Here is a 15,771-nt window from a genome sequence, read left to right as displayed (position 1 = left end):
ATCACTTCATGGCAAATGGTGAGCCGGACGCACGTGCATTCAGCATGCATTCAACGCATATAGAACGCGGCAGCGACGCCAGCGGGTAGTCCAACCTTTCCGGACCGGTAAATTTCTTCGCGCCGGCGTGCACTGTGATCGTCCCAGGACACTGGACGGTAATATTGCCACCTTCGATCTTGATATTGGCGCCGCCAGCGGTCGACAAACTTACTATTTTTGCGGCTGCCCAGTCAATATGGCCGTTCGCACTCACAACGTTGACTTCATCGCGCGCCTGCACGGTCAGCGAGTCGCCCTGCGCCTGAAGATTGATGGCATCTTTCGCAGCAACCACCTGCAAGCCGATAACGTTCGCCCCCGCTTTCATGGCACCACCAAGCACACCGATGGCCTGGCCGCTGTGCACACGCATCTGGCCGCCAGTCACGAACTGGCTATCCTTGCCGCTCATCAGCGATGCTGCCTCGCCATTTGCCAGCTGGACGCTTTCTCCCGCGACCATGCCCAGACCTGCCTTTCCGGCAATAGCGATAATGGGATCGGTCACATGCGGCAGTTTATTGTCGGTTGGTTCGGTGCTATTGTTGTGGGCATCTGCCCCGGCTGCGTCCACGCTATAGCTGCCCACCATGCCCGATACTGCAGTCATCAACGCCGCTATGGGCGCCGCCTTCTCATCAAGTTCGCTGCTGTTCGCTTTCGCCGCTCCCAGATGCGTCGCCAGTGCCACGGTCTTGTGCCTCACCGCCGCGTCGCTGAACGTTTTCGCCATCGTCACCGCCTGCTTGAGCATGGCGATACCCGGTGCGTTGTCGCCGGCGGGATCGCGCGCATTTGCCGCGTGCGCCAGCTTGTAGCTCGTAATTAGCAGCCCACCGCCAGCCCGTACCGCGCCATAGTCATCGGTCCGCAATTCCGCACCCTGTCCACGGAAGCTGCCGCGGTAATTGTCGGCCGCGTGAATCAGATGGCCCAGGTTGAGCTCGGTCCCGGCATGGCTGCTTTTGAGCTGAATGCGTCCCTGCGCATCCGTATCGTCAAACAGCAGCTGGTTATAGCCATTGCCGCCAAACTCCTTGCTGCGAATGCCCCACTGCGCCGCGGCATTGCGATGGCCTGCGCTGTCGGCCGACGCGCCGTGCCACACGGGGCTATTACCTCCAGCGATATTGCCCTGCGCGGACGGCGTATGGTCGGCGGCTGTCTCAAACTGCGAGGCTTGATTATCTGTATTGGGCTGTCCGCCAGGCGTGGGCACGATGCCGCCTTCGCCCTGGCCGTTGTAGAGCGCTCCGACGATGACAGGTCTGTCGATATTATTGTCAATGAACTGCACCAGCACCTCCTGACCAATGCGCGGCAGGAACTGGCTACCCATGCCGCCACCAGCGGACCGCTGCGCCACGCGCACCCAGCACGTTGCGTCGCCGTGGTCCTGCCAGTGATAGCGGATGCGCACCCGCCCCAGGTGGTCGCAGTACAGTTCATCGGCTCCGGTGGGCGTGTCGCTACCGTCTGCGCCCACCACAATTGCGCTTTGCGAGCCATACGCTGTCGGTCGCGGGTGGCTGCGGCCGTCGCTGGCCGGCAGCTGCGGGCGCCACGGTACAAGGGCCTGCACCGCCTCGAACGCGTTGGCGTAGCCGGTCTTGTAGGCTTGGGCGACGACCAGCTCGAAATCGGGCACCTCATGGCCCCGCATTACATTGGTGAGCAGCTCCGGGATGGGTCCGAACAATTCCGCCAGCCCCTCCCTTGCCTTCGACGGCAGGTTGTTCACGCCCACGCTCCAAACCCGCAGCGCCGTGAAGCTGGCGCTACCCAGGTCCTGCAGCGGCATGTGATGGATGGTGACGCGGGTTCCTGCGCGCAGCGTGCGCACGGTGGAACGTCCTTGCCAAAGCTGGCAGCGCGCCTCGCGTCCTTCCATCTGCAGGTCGGCATAACGCTGCGCGAGCTCGTTGCTGGCAAAGCCATACTGGCCCGGCACGTCATACGATTCAAGTGACGGCAGGCGTGCGCTCGTCTGCAGGCGCGACGCCGAACTGGCGCAAACAATTTTCTTGGCTTTGTAGTCGTAACTGAGCACCGTCGTCATTGACGCGCCCATGCTGCGCAGCGAGCGCACCGCCTGCACCGTGTCCTGACGTTCGGCAGGACCGATGCCGTGAAAGCGGATGCCACCATCGGCCGCGCTGCTGGCATCCTCACCAATGGCGCTATCCTGAGTGCTGTCGGCAAACAGCACGATGCCCGGACCGTCTTCCGTATCTTCTGCACGCCAGGACAAGCCCTCTTCTGCCAGCAGTCGCCGCACGAATTGGAAGTCGGTTTCGCGGTATTGGCAGCAGTAGCTGCGCTGTCCGACCACGTCCATGAACGCAGCGACTTCCTCGCTCCAACGCCAGATCGCGGCTGGCAGGTAAGGTGCGAACACTGCTTCGACGATGTCAATCACCGTCTTGTCTTGCCACACGCGGCTGTTCCTTGCCTGCGTCAGGCGCCACATCCATGACGCGAGGCGCAAGCCGTATCGCGCCAGGCCGCCTTCGCTGCCGAGCATGCGCGCCTCAATGACCTCGCCGCCAAACGTGGTACGGCTGCCGTCCGCCAGGCTGACTTCCAGCCGAGCCGTTTGGCTAAGCAGTGTGGAAAGATCGATATAGGCACTGGTGGAGACGGCAATGACGTCACGGATGGCAATATTGTTGACCGCGTCTTGGGCTGAGAAGGCTTCAACCGTTAAAGCTGCGAACCCGGATTGGTCGTGATCCCCAATCTGCAGTGCGTACAGCCGGCTGGCACTGGAAATAGCGGCAAGAGCATTGCTGATTTGGTCGACGGTTTCGTTCATATCTAAAGAAAATGGGTGCCACGCACCAGGCCCGATTAACGAAACATTTCGTCACAATTGACAATTGTACATCATTGACATGAACGATATGAATGGTAATTGCACGGAACTTCAATCAGTGGATCAGTAGTCACATAAAATTGCCGATGTCAGACTTGGTGTCACGGTCGTGCTGCCCCCAGATGCTCGATTTCAATCCTCCAACCCATGCTTACCAAGCCGCACACAATGCACTGTGGCAACGGTAGACTATCCCGCTGCAAGAACTGCAATTTGCGATGAATCAAAGTTGTGAGCGCAGACGGCGACTAATGGAACAGCGCGCTGAATCCCTGTGGCAGGGTGATCAGCTTATCGCGCGCGGCAGATGCCTCGGCAATGTTGAAGCTGGCGCAAAACATCTGTTCACGGGTGATATAGCTCTTTTGCTCGATGTCTGCGCGACGGACGACGGGAGTGCCGTCAGCAATCGTGACGTGCTGTTTGCCATCGGGATAGCACAGCCTTACTTCGCTGATGGACGGGAAAAAGGGCCGCAAGTACCACGGAACCACGAGCTTGCGAGACTGCCTGACCGCGGCGATGCTGTCGGCAATGTCGCCCAGTCGCAGCGGGCCGGCCGGCAGGCGCGGCACAAAGAAAAATTCGACCTTCAGCGATCCCTTCTTTTTATTGGTCAGAAACACCGCCTTGTCATCCACCCGGGCCTGGCTCAGGGGCACGGTCAAGAAACCATCGGGCGTCGATGGCAGCTTTTCGAAATCCTTGTCGCCTTGCAGCGCCACTTCAAGATCGGGCATCGGCTGCATGGTCTTGGCAGAGACCACTTTGATGGCCATGTCTACCTTGCCGTCACTGACCTGTGCCACTTTGCTCAGCATGCTGTAAATGGCTTCGTACGGCAACATGGCCGGGTCGCGCACGCCATTGACCTGGATCGACTGGATAGGCGCCTCGCCGTCACCGTGGGGCTGGCTTTCCTGGGCCGCCAGCCAGGGCGACAGCGTGCAAAAGACTGCAAAGAGGCTGCCAATGGCATGTCGAATTGTCATAGGTCGGGTGTGTGGAGGATGTCGCTCGCGCGCAGACGGGATGTGGTCGATTGTATTGGGTGGTCACGCCACTGGTAGAGAAAAACAGACAGTAGCGTGAGACGGTGCGAGCGGTAGCACCAGACGGTACACTGGCCCGAAATCGGACGCTAGGCGGCGATGACCGCGGCGCGGTTGCGCCCCTGCTGCTTGGCCAGATACAGCGCCCGGTCGGCCCGTTCGAAGATGGTCCCGTAGCTGTCGCCGGCATGCATCTGCGAGATCCCGAAACTGGCCGTCATCAAGGGGGCGCCTTCGAGCTCCGTCTCGTGCACGTGCACGCGGATGCGTTCTGCAATCGCCAGCGCCGCCTCGCCGGTGATCCCCGGCAGCAGTGCGACGAATTCATCGCCGCCGACCCGTCCCAGCATGTCGGCAGGCCGCAGGCACTGCTGCGCCAGCAGGCTGACCTGGCGCAGCGCACGGTCGCCCATGCTGTGGCCATACAAGTCGTTAATCTGCTTGAAGTGGTCGATGTCGAATACGATCAGCGTCAGCGGTTCGCCTGCATCCCGGCAGCGCGCGATATCGGTACGCGCGCGCCGCTCGAGCGAACTGCGCGACGCCGCTTCCGTCAGTGCGTCGACTTCGGCCACGCGCCGCAGCTTGATATTGTCGGCAATGAGCGTTGGCAGCGCGAGCCCGAACAGCGTATTGGCCGCGATGACGTTGATGGCGAACTGATACACCATCGAAAACTCCTTGAGGCCGAACACGTTGACCAGCAGCGCGATCACGAAGCTGCCCACGGCCACGCCAAGAACGTTGTAGAACGCCGGCTCGGTGCAGGCAATCCACATGTAGGGAATGACGAGGAAGAAGATCGCAAAGGCGCTGTTGGGCGAGCGGGTGACGTGCGCCAGCCACATGGAACCGAACATCAGCACGAGATTGAGCAGCAGCTTGTACTTGAAACGGGGCGTGGGCCGTTCATTTTGCAGCGTGAACGTGGCGCCCAGTCGCACCGCGGCCTGCGGATTCAGCGTACTCAAGGCAGCGGCGAAGAATGGCGCCAGAACGATGACGCCGGCCAGGTCCCCGATCCAGTATGGCAGCCACGCCGCCGCCACATCAGTGGCCGGCATCATGTTGGTTGCCACCAGCACCCACAGGCCTGTGACAGTGGCCAATAGCGACGACAGGGCAGCGATCCCCAAAAAGCTCACGACCAGCATCGGCAGTTCGCGGCTGCCCCGCCCCGCAATCGTACGCAGCAACCTTGCACCGGCATAGTAGGAGCCGATATGGACCACTGACCACAGCAAGCCCGCTCGCACCAGCTCCGCGTGGCTCAAGGGCAGCTGGTAATGGTCACCTACCCACAGGGTGATGAGCACACAGGCGGCGACCAGGCCGGGCGCCGAGCGCAAGCCGTCGAGAAGCAATACGGAGAACGTCAGACCCGCCACCGGAAACCAGACGCTGGCATGTTCGGTGTATTCAACCAGCAGCCCAAGCTGCCACACGCCGAGCCACAGTACGGTCAGGGCGATATTGCGCAGCACCGCCGAGCGCATCACGGCGCGCAGGAGGGCCGATCCCTGCAAGCGTTTTAACCAGTCATGTCCGCCATTGTCACCGTCCGGAAACTCTTTTGCGGTCATCAGCTAGCCTGGCTCCAGTAATACACGCTGCCGGTATCGCTGCCGCCCAGGATGGCAGCGCCGTCGGGAGTGATCACCATCGGCCAGTTCATGGTCGCGGTGGGACAGGTCCAGACGGCGGCGCCGCTTGCCCCATCGAAGAGGTAGAAATTACCGGGCGACTCACTGCTTGCGCTGCCAGGGCTGCCATCGGTGGCCGTGACGAATTTAGCTTCGGTGTCAAGCGAAACGCCCGGATTGGCGGCGTACTGCAAATAGCTTTGCCACAGCGGTTTCGCTGCCGGGCCGTCGCTGCCATCAATCGACTGCACCACGTACAACAGGCCGAGATGCGGCGATGGCGACGGCAGATTCAGATTGGCGCCGCAGGCGAGCAGCACGCGCCCGTCCGTGGTCAGGGTCAAATCGATGCCGTAGGCGATGTCCAGCCCCGGCTCCGACGGCTGGTAATGCCACAAGGGTGTGGAAGCGCTGGTCTGTGTGAACAGCGCGCAGCTGCCATCGCGGAACGCAGCTGCCCAGGCCTGGCCGTTGGGGAGCATGGCTACCCGCATGGCGCCAGTGGTAAATGGGACGCTGCTAGCCACATTCATCTGACCTGCGCTGATGGACAGTCCCGCCACCTGGCCCTGGCCGCTGTCGTAGTTGCGGCATGAGACAGCGGCCATCGTGCCGTCCGCCGACAGGGCGCAGCTATTGCAGGAGAACGGAGAAAAGTCGTGCGACGAGGTCAGGGCATAGCCGTTGGCGCCACGCTGGTAAAGGGCAAGCGTGTTGCCGTAGCAGGCCAGCAGCGTAGTGCCGTCCGCGGACAAGCAAAGCTGATTGATACGCCAGGCCTGCGCGACACTGAACAACACGGCGCCGCTGGCGCCATCGTAGATGGCGAGCAGGCCTGGGGTTGAACCACCCTGGCTGATCTCACCACCGGCGGCCACCACGGCACCATTGCCGCTGACCGCCACCCAGAACACGCCTTGATAACCTTGCGCCGGTCCGAAAGGCGCGCGCCAGCGCAAGCTGCCGTCCCCGTTGTAGCACACTACGCCGAATTGGCCGGACCCGCGTTCGTCGGAGGTGCCGGCAATACAGCGCTGCCCATCATCACTGATCGCTACGGAGTTGATCTGCAGGCCAGCGGTCGGGGTGTCGCACCACAGTGGCTGGCCAGGAGCTGCCAATTCATCGGACATGTGTTCGCCTGTCTATGCTTGTTCTAATATAGGAACAGTAGCGAAGAGTATCCTGACAGGGAATTTGCTGTCAAACTAATAGCCGTTTTCCAGCATTGGAGTGTTCATCCGTTGCTGAAACGGCAATCTTGCGGCGCGCGCAGCGCCAGAATGCGGTCAAACGCATCGCGCGCGCCACGGCAGGCCTCGGCGATGGCATGTTCACCTTGCACCTGTTCGCGCAGGGCGAGCATGAATGCCCGCCAGCGTGGCCCCGGGCCGTGCCGTTCGCCCTGCAGGTAAGACAGCGGATGGGGCGCCAGTTGCTGTTTCAGGCGCTGATATAGTACTGCCCCGCCAAGCTGCGATCCCTCCACCACATAACAGACACCCCAGCGATAGGCGGCACTGGCACGGGCAGGCCATGGCCGGTCATCAAATGGCATCGGTTGCGCAGGCGGCATGGACGGGTGAGCCAGATCATTGGCAAGCAGCGCCGCGCGCGCCAGTGGCGGCAGCATGGGATGGGCCTGCGGTCCGTCGGCAAACGTGGATAGCCACGCTTCCAGCGGTGCGATCCACGCCAGCAGCATGCGCAAATGCTGCTGGTAGTCCTGCAGCGAGGCGTCGGCACTGGCGATGGCCAGGCCGCTATCGAGCAGCGCGTGGCGCTCGGCGGTGGCAAGGCGAAGGGAGGCCAGAACGTCGTCTGGCGCCTGATCGGACGAGGGCTTGATGGGTAACTCCGCTAAACATCGAAGAGGCGTAGTTTATCAGCCCCGTCGCGGGGCAAGGCTAAAACGCCGTGTTCAAGGTCACGCGGAACGAGCGCGACTCCACCGGGTGAAAGTGGATGTCTTCCACCGCCTCGGCCTCGCCCCGCAGGCGCGACTCGTAGAAGTAGTCAATGGCCGAATCGCGCCGGTTGGCCAGGTTGAAGCCTTCCACTTCAATTTTCATGCGTGGGCTGATGTTGTAGCCAATGCGCCCGTTGATGGTGGAGGTGGCTCGCGAACGCACGGCGTTCGATTCGATCAGGGGACGCGGCCCGAAGTAGCGCCACTGCAGGGCGCCGTACCACGGGCCCACATTGTCGAACGCGAGCGCGAACGAGGCGACGCCCTCGACGGCGCCGCTGATGCGGCGGCCGGCCGGATCGGCATCGCGAAAGCGGGCGCGCGCAAACGCAAGGTCGGCATCGATGGTGAGGTAGCGGCTGGCCCTGTAATAGTTGGAAAACTCGAAGCCGGTACGACGGCTGGGGCGCCCTGCTTCGGTAGTACCGGCGTCGCCCACGAACACCAGCTCGGAATCAAAATCGAGCCGGTACAGCGAGAAGGAGCTTTGCAGCCCGTCGATGTATTCACTGCGCAGGCCCAGCTCCATGCCGGTGGCGCGCACCAGCGGCGTCACGCGGTCCACCGCTTCACCGCTCTTGGGATCGATGGCAATGACGGTGCCGCGTGCATCGTTGCTGTGAAACCCGCGTCCCGCATTAACGTAAAGCTCGGTCCTGGCCCAGGGTCCGAAGATCAGGCTCACGGCGGGACTGGCCTTGCTGGCGCGGCTGCGGCCCGAGTTCGCGGCCAGGTCGCTCGATACGTCAAAGCGGTAGTGGTCCATGCGCAGACCGGCCACGGTGCGGAACTTGTCGCTCCACTTGTTGCTGGCCTCATAGAACACGGCGGCGCTGGTCTCGACGATGTGGTCTTCGCGCGTGGTGGCGCGGCGCTGGCGCGCGACGGTATCATATAAACCGTTATAAATATTATCGTTCTGGAGCTGGAAGCCGATCCGGTGCGCTCCCCAGCGATGGTCGGCATTCAGACCCGTGGTCACGCGCCGGTCGGGCTGGGCGAACTGGTCGCCATTGAGCGGATCGTCGAGGAAGTAGGTGAAGTTGGAGTACAGATCGAGCTCATTGGCCACCACATAGGCGTTCACGCGGCTCGCGCCGCGCCCGCCATCGGCGCGCCAGTTGCCGGACAGGCTGTAGCGGTGCGCCGAGCCGCCGTCGGTGTAGTCGACCGCGTCAAAACGCCCCAGGCGGCCGTCGTTCACGGCACGCTGCGGGATCTGGTCGGTCGCGTCCCAGCGGCCCTTGTAGGCCATGGCCGTCACATCCAGCCCGTTGGCGCCCGTGCCCTGGCTGTAGCGCAGCACGGCGTTGACCTTGTTGAAGTTGTCGCCGCGCGTGAACGGGCCATCATTGTGGAACAGCTCGAGCGCGTACAGCAGGTTGCCCTTGCCGGCCCTGGGCGAATCGGCCAGCAGCATGCGGCGAAAGCCGTTCTGCCCCACGCCGATGCTGGCCACGCCGCTTTGCAGCGTGTCGGCGTAGCGCACGGCCAGCGCCCCGGCGGCGGCAAAATCGCCCTCGTCCACGTGGTAGGGGCCTTTGCGGTATTCCAGCCGCGTGGCCAGTTCCGGGATCAGGAAATTGAGATCGGTCCAGCCCTGGCCATGGGCGTGGCTGCGCTGGTTGACCAGCATGCCGTCGACCGTGGTGCGCAGGTCGGTGCCGTGATCGAGATTGAAGCCGCGCAGATAAAACTGATTGGCCTTGCCTTCGCCACTGTGCTGGCTCACGATCAGGCCGGGCGTGGCTTCGAGCAGTTCACCGGGGCGGTACACGGTGCGCGCCTCCATTTGCTGCTGTGTCACCACGCCGCTGTTGGCGGAATCGGCCACGCCGATCTGGCTGATGCGGGAGGCGGCAATGACGACCTTGGCCGGCTCCTGCGTTTCCTCTGCGGCAAAGGCGGAGGCGCAGGCAAAAGCAAGGAGTGTCATCACGGGACGTACAATGTGTAAAGTGGTCATAGTCAGATCAAATATTATTGGTATGACTACTTATTCGCAGCGCTTGCCGATTCGGATTCAAAACGAGCAAGTTTTTTTGCCCGCAGCGGGCAGCCTAGGCCGACGGTGCCGGGTAGCTCACGCTGATCACTTCCAGCTCTTCGGCTCCGAGCGGGGTCTGCAAGGTGACCAGGTCGCCTTCACGGGCCTTGGTCAGGGCGCGTGCCACGGGCGAAACCCAGCTGATCTTGCCCTTGAGGGGATCGAGTTCGTCGACGCCGACAATCGTGACGGTGTGCTCCTCGCCTGCGGCATTGCGATACTGAACGGTGGCGCCAAAAAAGATCTGGTCATTGCCGTGATGGAGGCTGGGGTCGACCACGGCAGCCGAATCCATGCGCTTGGTGAGAAAGCGGATACGCCCGTCAATCTGGCGCAGGCGCCGCTTGCCGTAGATGTAGTCGCCGTTTTCCGAGCGGTCGCCATTGGACGCGGCCCAGTGGACCACCTTGACGACCTCGGGCCGCTCGACATCGATCAGCTCGAGCAGCTCATCCTTGATGCGCTGATAGCCGGCCGGCGTGATGTAATTCTTGGCGCCAGCAGGAATGGCTTGCGCCAGGGCGAGCGCTTCCTCGTCGTCATCGTGATCGGATTCTTTGACAAATGCTTTATTCATAACACCATTGTACCGGCGCGCAGCAGCAGCGTCGTTTTGATACGGATTTCAATAGCACAATGCAATTACCGTATCACTTGAGCGCCCAGAGGCGCGGTAATGGCAATCATGGGCCCGAGCAAGCCGCGCAGATCCTGGCGCCCCTGCTCCTTGTCGTACAGGCTGGAGATGGAGCCATCGAGGTAGAGGGCATCGCGGCAGCCAAGCTCATCGCGCATGAACAGGGCAAATTCATGAAACGTCACGGGATCGTCGCTGATGACAAAGATGGCCTTGTTGCCGACCACGCCCACGCCGTTGCGGATATGCCGCGACCTGGAATCTTTCTTGAACGCGGGGTGTATCCGTCCGTGGCGCAGCAGCAGCGGACCGGACTGGGTGGCAATGCGCACGCCGCGCGCCAGCGCCGGGTATTCGGAAGAGGCCACCACCTGGGGGCCATCGGGCCCGACCAGAAACACGCCATTGGGCTTCAGAAAGAAATTGCCACGCGCCTTGCCCAGGTTCAGGGGCGACACTTCCCTGCCCTCGATGACAAGCAAGCCGACGGGCGAGAAATCGGGATGGTACATGCCCGCGTTGGTGGCGAATACGAGCTCCCGGCCCTGCTGCGCCAGCCAGGCATTGAGCGGCGCAAAACCGCGAAACGGTTTGCCGGCCGCGTCGCCCCAAAACAATTGCAGCTGATCTTCGCTGGTATCGACCGTCACCACGGTATAGCGTGCCGGGCTGGCACTGCCAGCGGCGGCCAGGGCGGATAACAGTAGTGTCAGCAATACACGCTTCATTCCAGGCTTCCTTGCTGTGGATGGCCACGCCAGTTTATCGTATGATCGCTTGCATCACCTTTTCATCGAGCCAAGATGCCCCCTGTCCCGCCCAATATTGCCGACCTGATGCAGCTGTTCGTCAGCAATACGCCGGGCCTGGTCTACCAGTTCATCCTGCAAGCGGACGGCACGGTATCCTTTCCCTACCTGTCGGAAGGCTGCGCCGCCCTGCTCGGCCTGCCTGCTGCCGAACTGCAGCAGCATCCCGAACGCTTTTTGGAATTGATTGTGCCGGAAGACCGCCAGGGCTATCTGGATGCCATGCATGCCTCCGCACGCGCCCTGACAGGCTGGAACTGGGAAGGCCGCATCTGGGTGCAGGAGTATGGCGACCAGAAATGGATCAACCTGCGCTCGACCCCGCGCGCCCTGCCCTCGCCACCGGGCAGCGTGCACTGGGAAGGCATCATGACCAACATCACTGCGAGCAAGCTGGAGCAGCTGGAAGTGACGCGCTCGCGCGCGCGGCTGGCCGAACTGACGGCCCACATCGAGCGGGTCAAGGAGCAGGAACGCACCCGCATTGCGCGCGAGATCCACGACGACCTGGGTGGCAACCTCACCGCGATCAAGATGGCGCTCATGATGCTGACCCAGCGCCTGCCGCCGGACGAACCGCAGCTGGCCGAGCGCGCCGCCTATGTCGATGCCCTGGTCGACCGTACCATTGACGCCGTGCACCGCATTGCGCTGGACCTGCGCCCCACCATGCTCGACTTTGGCCTGGTGGCCGCGCTCGAATGGCAAAGCGGCGAGTTTGAAAAACAAAATGGCATATCGTGCGCGTTTTCCAGCAGCGGCACCGACATTGAACTGGACGTCGACCGTGCCACGGCATTGTTCCGCATCTTCCAGGAAGCGCTGACCAACATCGCCAAGCATGCGCGCGCCAGCCAGGTCACGGTGCGCCTGGCCCGCCAGGACCAGCACGTGGTGCTCGATATTGCCGACAATGGCGTAGGCATCGCTGAAGACGACCGCAAGAAGCCCGGCTCGTTTGGCCTGCGCGGCATGAACGAGCGTGCGCGCGCGCTGGGCGGCACCATGACGCTGTCAGATGCGGCCGGCGGCGGCACCCGGGTGTGCATCAAAATTGGCCTGGATGCGCCGCCAGCGGCGATAATGCAGCCAGCCACTGAAACGGGTAACTTGTCCCAATGACACAAAAAGCCACCATCCGCGTCTTTATTGCCGACGACCACGCCATCGTGCGCGAAGGCCTCAAGCAGATCCTTGCCGAGTCGCCCGACATCATCGTGGCCGGCGAAGCCGAGAACGGCATTGATGCCATCCAGCTGTTTCGCAAATCGAAATGCCACGTGATGCTGCTCGATATTTCCATGCCCGACCGCAGCGGCATCGAGGTGCTCAAGCAGGTCAAGAAGGAAAACCCGGACATTGCCGTCCTGATGCTGTCGATGCACCGCGAAGACCAGTACGCGATCCGCTCGCTCAAGGCGGGCGCCTCGGGCTACCTGACCAAGCAGAGTGCCCCGCGCGAGCTCGTCACGGCCATCCGCCAGGTGGCCACGGGACAGAAATATGTGAGCGCGGCCCTGGCCCAGGAACTGGCCAGCTCGATTGGCGACAACCACGAAGCACCGCTGCACGACGCGCTCTCGGACCGCGAATACCAGACCCTGACCATGATCGCCTCCGGCAAGACGGTCAGCGCCATCGCCGAAGAATTGTCGCTTTCGGTCAAGACCGTCAGCGAATACCGCGCCCGCCTGCTGGTCAAGATGAAACTGAAAAACAGTGCCGAGCTGACCCATTACGCCATCAAGAACCAGCTGATCGAATAGGGGCGCGGCGCACAGCCATCCGCAAGCGTTATTGCTTTTTCCCAAGCAATGCTACACTGGCCTTTCGCCGATTCTGCAAGAATCGCTGCATATTGACCAAGGCTTGCGTACTACAATGTCAACTATCAAACCGCCAGCTGCGCCCGCGGGCGCGCCATCCGCCGACAACCCGGTCGAGATAGCGCGCGAAGCCTTCCGGCGCCTGGCCGCAGGGCGCATTGCGCCCACGCCGCAGAACTACGCCGTCATCTACAACGAGATTGCCGGCATCAGCGAGCCGCCTGCCGCGCCGGCGCCTGAGGCGGACCATGGCGCCGACGCCATGCTGGCCGAGTTTGCCACCCGCCTGCACGATACCCCGGGCGAGCTGCACGAATTCGGGCGCCGCCTGCAGCGCGCCGGCAAGGTGCGCGACTGGGATTCCTACGGACGCACCCTGGCCCAGCTGGTGGACAAGCACTTCCGCAAGGCCAGCCTGATCGATGCGGCGCCGCCGGGCGAAAACGCCGGCAGCCGCCAGCTGCGCGACATGCTCAGCCGCACCTTGTGCTTTGCCGTGGCCGCCCTGGCCGAAGGCTCGCCCGCCATCGTGGCCGAAGCCGAGGCGCTGGGCGCGGCGGCCAAGCAGGCCCATTCCGACGAAGCGCTGGCCGACCTGAACGCGCGCCTCAAGCAACTGTGCTACCAGATCGAGATCAAGAGCGGCGACGTGGCCGAACAGCACGACCTGCTCATGCGCCTGCTGCGCCTGCTGCTGGAAAACGTGAGCGAACTGCTGGACGAAGGCAGCTGGATCCGCGGCCAGGTCGACGTGGTGCAGACGCTCATTGCCGGCCCGATCGACCCGCGCCAGCTGGAAGACGCCACCCGCAGCCTCAAGGAAGTCATCTACAAGCAAGGCCAGCTCAAGCACAGCCTGTCGGATGTAAAAGTCACGGTCAAGAACATGATGATGACCTTCATCGACCGCCTCGGTTCCGTGGCCAGTTCCACGGGAGACTTTTCGGCCAGGATAGGCGGCTTGTCGGAACAGATCAGCACGGCCACCAATATTGACGACCTCAACAGCATTCTCGACGAGCTGCTCAAGGAAACGCGCGCCATCCAGGCCGAAGCGCTGGAAGCGCGCGACCGCATGGTCCAGGCGCGCCAGGAAGTGCAGGAAGCCGAGCAGCGCATCCATTCACTGGAAGCGAAACTGCAGCATATGAGCGAACTGGTGCGGGAAGACCAGCTCACGGGCAGCCTCAACCGGCGCGGGCTCGATGATGTCTACGAGCGCGAAAGCGCGCGCGCCGACCGCCGCGGCACGCCGCTGTGCATTGCGCTGCTGGACCTGGACGACTTCAAGCGCCTGAATGACACGTATGGCCACCAGGCGGGCGACAATGCGCTCAGGCACCTGGTCAATATCGTCAAGGATACGGTGCGCACCATGGATGTCATTGCCCGCTTTGGCGGTGAAGAATTCCTGATCCTGCTGCCGGAAACGACGGTGGAAGCGGCGTCCCAGACCATGACGCGGGTGCAGCGCGAGCTGACCAAGCATTTTTTCCTGCACGATAATGAAAAACTCTTGATCACCTTCTCGGCCGGGGTGGCGCTGCGCCAGCCCAATGAAGACCAGGCCTCGCTGATCAAACGGGCCGACCAGGCCATGTATGAAGCGAAAAAAAGCGGCAAGAACCGGGTCGTGGTCGCGCCCTGACCTGGTCTGAATGACCACGCCCGTGGTGCGCAAGGCACCCGGGCGCCCGCTTGCCCCGCCTCATCCCGCAAAAAATAAAATTATTTTCGCCATCAAGAATGCCACTTCCCTGCCGCTTTAGCGAGCCGCCGCGGGTAACCATGAGCACTATTTGCCGGCTTTATTTGCCGGGCCCACCATCAACTTCTGACGCACATCACCGTTACCAGATTCAACTGCGGTTTCAATGGCTCGCCTCACCCGGCGGGACAGACCAAGGTGTATCGCGGCAATGTCGCCCACCCAAGTAATTTGTCAGGAGAATTAAAATGGCTGCTTTTATCAATACCAACACCGCGTCGATGAACGCCCAGCGCAATCTGAATTCATCGCAGGGCGCCCTTGCCACTTCGCTGCAGCGCCTGTCGTCGGGCATGCGCATCAACAGCGCCAAGGATGACGCCGCGGGACTGGCCATTGCCGACCGCATGACGTCGCAAATCCGCGGCAACACCGTGGCCATGCGCAACGCCAATGACGGCATCTCCCTGGCGCAGACGGCCGAAGGTTCGCTGTCGAAAGTGGGCGACAACCTGCAGCGCATGCGTGAGCTGGCGATCCAGTCCATGAACAGCACCAACGGCACGGACGACAAGGCAGCGCTGGACCAGGAATTCGGCGAACTGGCAAAAGAAGTGCAGCGGATTACGGGCGGCGCCGACTTTAACGGCAAGAAGATCCTGGGTGCGGACGCCACCTCGGCCGGCTTCTCGTTCCAGGTCGGTGCAGGCACCTCTTCCAACGACAGCGTGACCGTCGTGACCAAGAACATGTCGACCGATTCGACCATCACCGCTGTTGCCGGCACCGACAACACGGCAGCAGGGCGCGCAGTGTTGACCGGTAATGCCACCGCCACCGCCACCGTGGTCGACAACCTCGATGCGGCCCTGAAAACGGTCAACTCCGAGCGCGCCACTTACGGTGCCACCCAGAACCGCTTTGAAGCCGTGGTCGCCAACCTGCAAGTGTCGATTGAATCGCAAAGTGCTTCCCGCAGCCGGATCCAGGATACGGACTTCGCTTCCGAGACGGCCAGCCTGACGCGCAGCCAGATCCTGCAGCAGGCCGGTACCGCCATGCTGGCCCAGGCGAACTCGCTGCCAAACGGCGTGCTCTCGCTGCTGCGAGGCTAATGTAACAACTGGCCTGGCGCCAGCAACCCGGCCCGCTTTTGCGGCCGG

General features: G+C 62.4%; 13 protein-coding genes. 5 read left to right on the top strand and 8 right to left on the bottom strand.

Annotation, left to right across the window (positions count from 1 at the left end; translation table 11 throughout):
• Nucleotide 1: 1 nt before the first annotated feature.
• From KY495_RS14885 to KY495_RS14865, 5 genes are all read right to left on the bottom strand, one after another.
• Nucleotides 2-2,857, bottom strand: a complete 2,856-nt coding sequence (locus KY495_RS14885; protein ID WP_219880178.1) for a type VI secretion system Vgr family protein — start codon at nt 2,855-2,857, stop codon at nt 2-4.
• Nucleotides 2,858-3,165: 308 nt separating this feature from the next.
• Nucleotides 3,166-3,909, bottom strand: a complete 744-nt coding sequence (locus KY495_RS14880) for a hypothetical protein (protein ID WP_219880177.1) — start codon at nt 3,907-3,909, stop codon at nt 3,166-3,168.
• Nucleotides 3,910-4,058: 149 nt separating this feature from the next.
• Nucleotides 4,059-5,552 carry a diguanylate cyclase gene (locus KY495_RS14875; protein ID WP_219880176.1) on the bottom strand — a complete coding sequence of 498 codons (1,494 nt, stop codon included), beginning with the start codon at nt 5,550-5,552 and terminating at the stop codon, nt 4,059-4,061.
• Nucleotides 5,552-6,745 carry a WD40 repeat domain-containing protein gene (locus KY495_RS14870; protein ID WP_219880175.1) on the bottom strand — a complete coding sequence of 398 codons (1,194 nt, stop codon included), beginning with the start codon at nt 6,743-6,745 and terminating at the stop codon, nt 5,552-5,554. The genes KY495_RS14875 and KY495_RS14870 overlap by 1 nt, the downstream gene beginning before the upstream one ends.
• 104 nt (nt 6,746-6,849) lie before the next feature.
• Nucleotides 6,850-7,371 (bottom strand): biliverdin-producing heme oxygenase, encoded by a 522-nt coding sequence (locus KY495_RS14865; RefSeq protein ID WP_374041011.1) that lies wholly within the window; start codon nt 7,369-7,371, stop codon nt 6,850-6,852.
• On the opposite strand from KY495_RS14865, the gene KY495_RS24090 reads away from it, so the two are divergent.
• Complete coding sequence (locus tag KY495_RS24090) at nt 7,324-7,467, top strand: hypothetical protein (protein WP_229518315.1); 144 nt, start codon at nt 7,324-7,326, stop codon at nt 7,465-7,467. The two genes, KY495_RS14865 and KY495_RS24090, sit on opposite strands and share 48 nt — an antisense overlap.
• 52 nt (nt 7,468-7,519) lie before the next feature.
• Here KY495_RS24090 and KY495_RS14860 read toward each other — a convergent pair whose 3' ends face one another.
• From KY495_RS14860 to KY495_RS14850, 3 genes are all read right to left on the bottom strand, one after another.
• Nucleotides 7,520-9,517: a TonB-dependent receptor gene (locus tag KY495_RS14860; protein WP_219880174.1), complete on the bottom strand. Its 1,998-nt coding sequence runs from the start codon at nt 9,515-9,517 to the stop codon at nt 7,520-7,522.
• Nucleotides 9,518-9,641: 124 nt separating this feature from the next.
• Nucleotides 9,642-10,205, bottom strand: coding sequence for a transcription elongation factor GreB (gene greB, locus KY495_RS14855; RefSeq protein ID WP_219880173.1), 564 nt, complete (start codon nt 10,203-10,205; stop codon nt 9,642-9,644).
• Between the two features lie 65 nt (nt 10,206-10,270).
• Entirely contained in the window at nt 10,271-10,993 is a 723-nt protein-coding gene (locus KY495_RS14850; RefSeq protein WP_219880172.1) for a phosphodiester glycosidase family protein, read from the bottom strand.
• Between the two features lie 75 nt (nt 10,994-11,068).
• Between KY495_RS14850 and KY495_RS14845 the strand changes: the two genes are divergently transcribed.
• The 4 genes from KY495_RS14845 (at nt 11,069) to KY495_RS14830 (ending at nt 15,723) form a co-directional block, all read left to right on the top strand.
• Entirely contained in the window at nt 11,069-12,196 is a 1,128-nt protein-coding gene (locus KY495_RS14845) for a sensor histidine kinase (RefSeq protein WP_219880171.1), read from the top strand.
• Nucleotides 12,193-12,840: a response regulator transcription factor gene (locus KY495_RS14840; RefSeq protein ID WP_219880170.1), complete on the top strand. Its 648-nt coding sequence runs from the start codon at nt 12,193-12,195 to the stop codon at nt 12,838-12,840. Before KY495_RS14845 ends, KY495_RS14840 begins: the two co-directional genes overlap by 4 nt.
• A 115-nt stretch (nt 12,841-12,955) precedes the next feature.
• Nucleotides 12,956-14,548: a GGDEF domain-containing protein gene (locus KY495_RS14835; RefSeq protein WP_219880169.1), complete on the top strand. Its 1,593-nt coding sequence runs from the start codon at nt 12,956-12,958 to the stop codon at nt 14,546-14,548.
• A 308-nt stretch (nt 14,549-14,856) separates the two neighbouring features.
• A complete protein-coding gene (locus tag KY495_RS14830) occupies nt 14,857-15,723 on the top strand; it encodes a flagellin (protein WP_219880168.1) in 867 nt (288 codons plus the stop codon).
• Nucleotides 15,724-15,771: the final 48 nt, after the last annotated feature.

Origin of the sequence: Massilia sp. PAMC28688 (assembly GCF_019443445.1) — a bacterium.
In the GTDB taxonomy this organism is placed as follows: domain Bacteria; phylum Pseudomonadota; class Gammaproteobacteria; order Burkholderiales; family Burkholderiaceae_D; genus Telluria_A.
This window is presented reverse-complemented; position numbering and strand designations above follow the sequence as displayed.

Excerpts from the sequence above, each read along its gene's own strand:
- KY495_RS14885 (WP_219880178.1), bottom strand. The coding sequence starts at position 2,857 with ATGAACGAAACCGTCGACCAAATCAGCAATGCTCTTGCCGCTATTTCC.
- KY495_RS14880 (WP_219880177.1), bottom strand. The coding sequence starts at position 3,909 with ATGACAATTCGACATGCCATTGGCAGCCTCTTTGCAGTCTTTTGCACG.
- KY495_RS14875 (WP_219880176.1), bottom strand. The coding sequence starts at position 5,552 with ATGACCGCAAAAGAGTTTCCGGACGGTGACAATGGCGGACATGACTGG.
- KY495_RS14870 (WP_219880175.1), bottom strand. The coding sequence starts at position 6,745 with ATGTCCGATGAATTGGCAGCTCCTGGCCAGCCACTGTGGTGCGACACC.
- KY495_RS24090 (WP_229518315.1), top strand. The coding sequence starts at position 7,324 with ATGCTGCTGGTAGTCCTGCAGCGAGGCGTCGGCACTGGCGATGGCCAG.
- KY495_RS14860 (WP_219880174.1), bottom strand. The coding sequence starts at position 9,517 with ATGACACTCCTTGCTTTTGCCTGCGCCTCCGCCTTTGCCGCAGAGGAA.
- greB (WP_219880173.1), bottom strand. The coding sequence starts at position 10,205 with ATGAATAAAGCATTTGTCAAAGAATCCGATCACGATGACGACGAGGAA.
- KY495_RS14850 (WP_219880172.1), bottom strand. The coding sequence starts at position 10,993 with ATGAAGCGTGTATTGCTGACACTACTGTTATCCGCCCTGGCCGCCGCT.
- KY495_RS14845 (WP_219880171.1), top strand. The coding sequence starts at position 11,069 with ATGCCCCCTGTCCCGCCCAATATTGCCGACCTGATGCAGCTGTTCGTC.
- KY495_RS14840 (WP_219880170.1), top strand. The coding sequence starts at position 12,193 with ATGACACAAAAAGCCACCATCCGCGTCTTTATTGCCGACGACCACGCC.
- KY495_RS14835 (WP_219880169.1), top strand. The coding sequence starts at position 12,956 with ATGTCAACTATCAAACCGCCAGCTGCGCCCGCGGGCGCGCCATCCGCC.
- KY495_RS14830 (WP_219880168.1), top strand. The coding sequence starts at position 14,857 with ATGGCTGCTTTTATCAATACCAACACCGCGTCGATGAACGCCCAGCGC.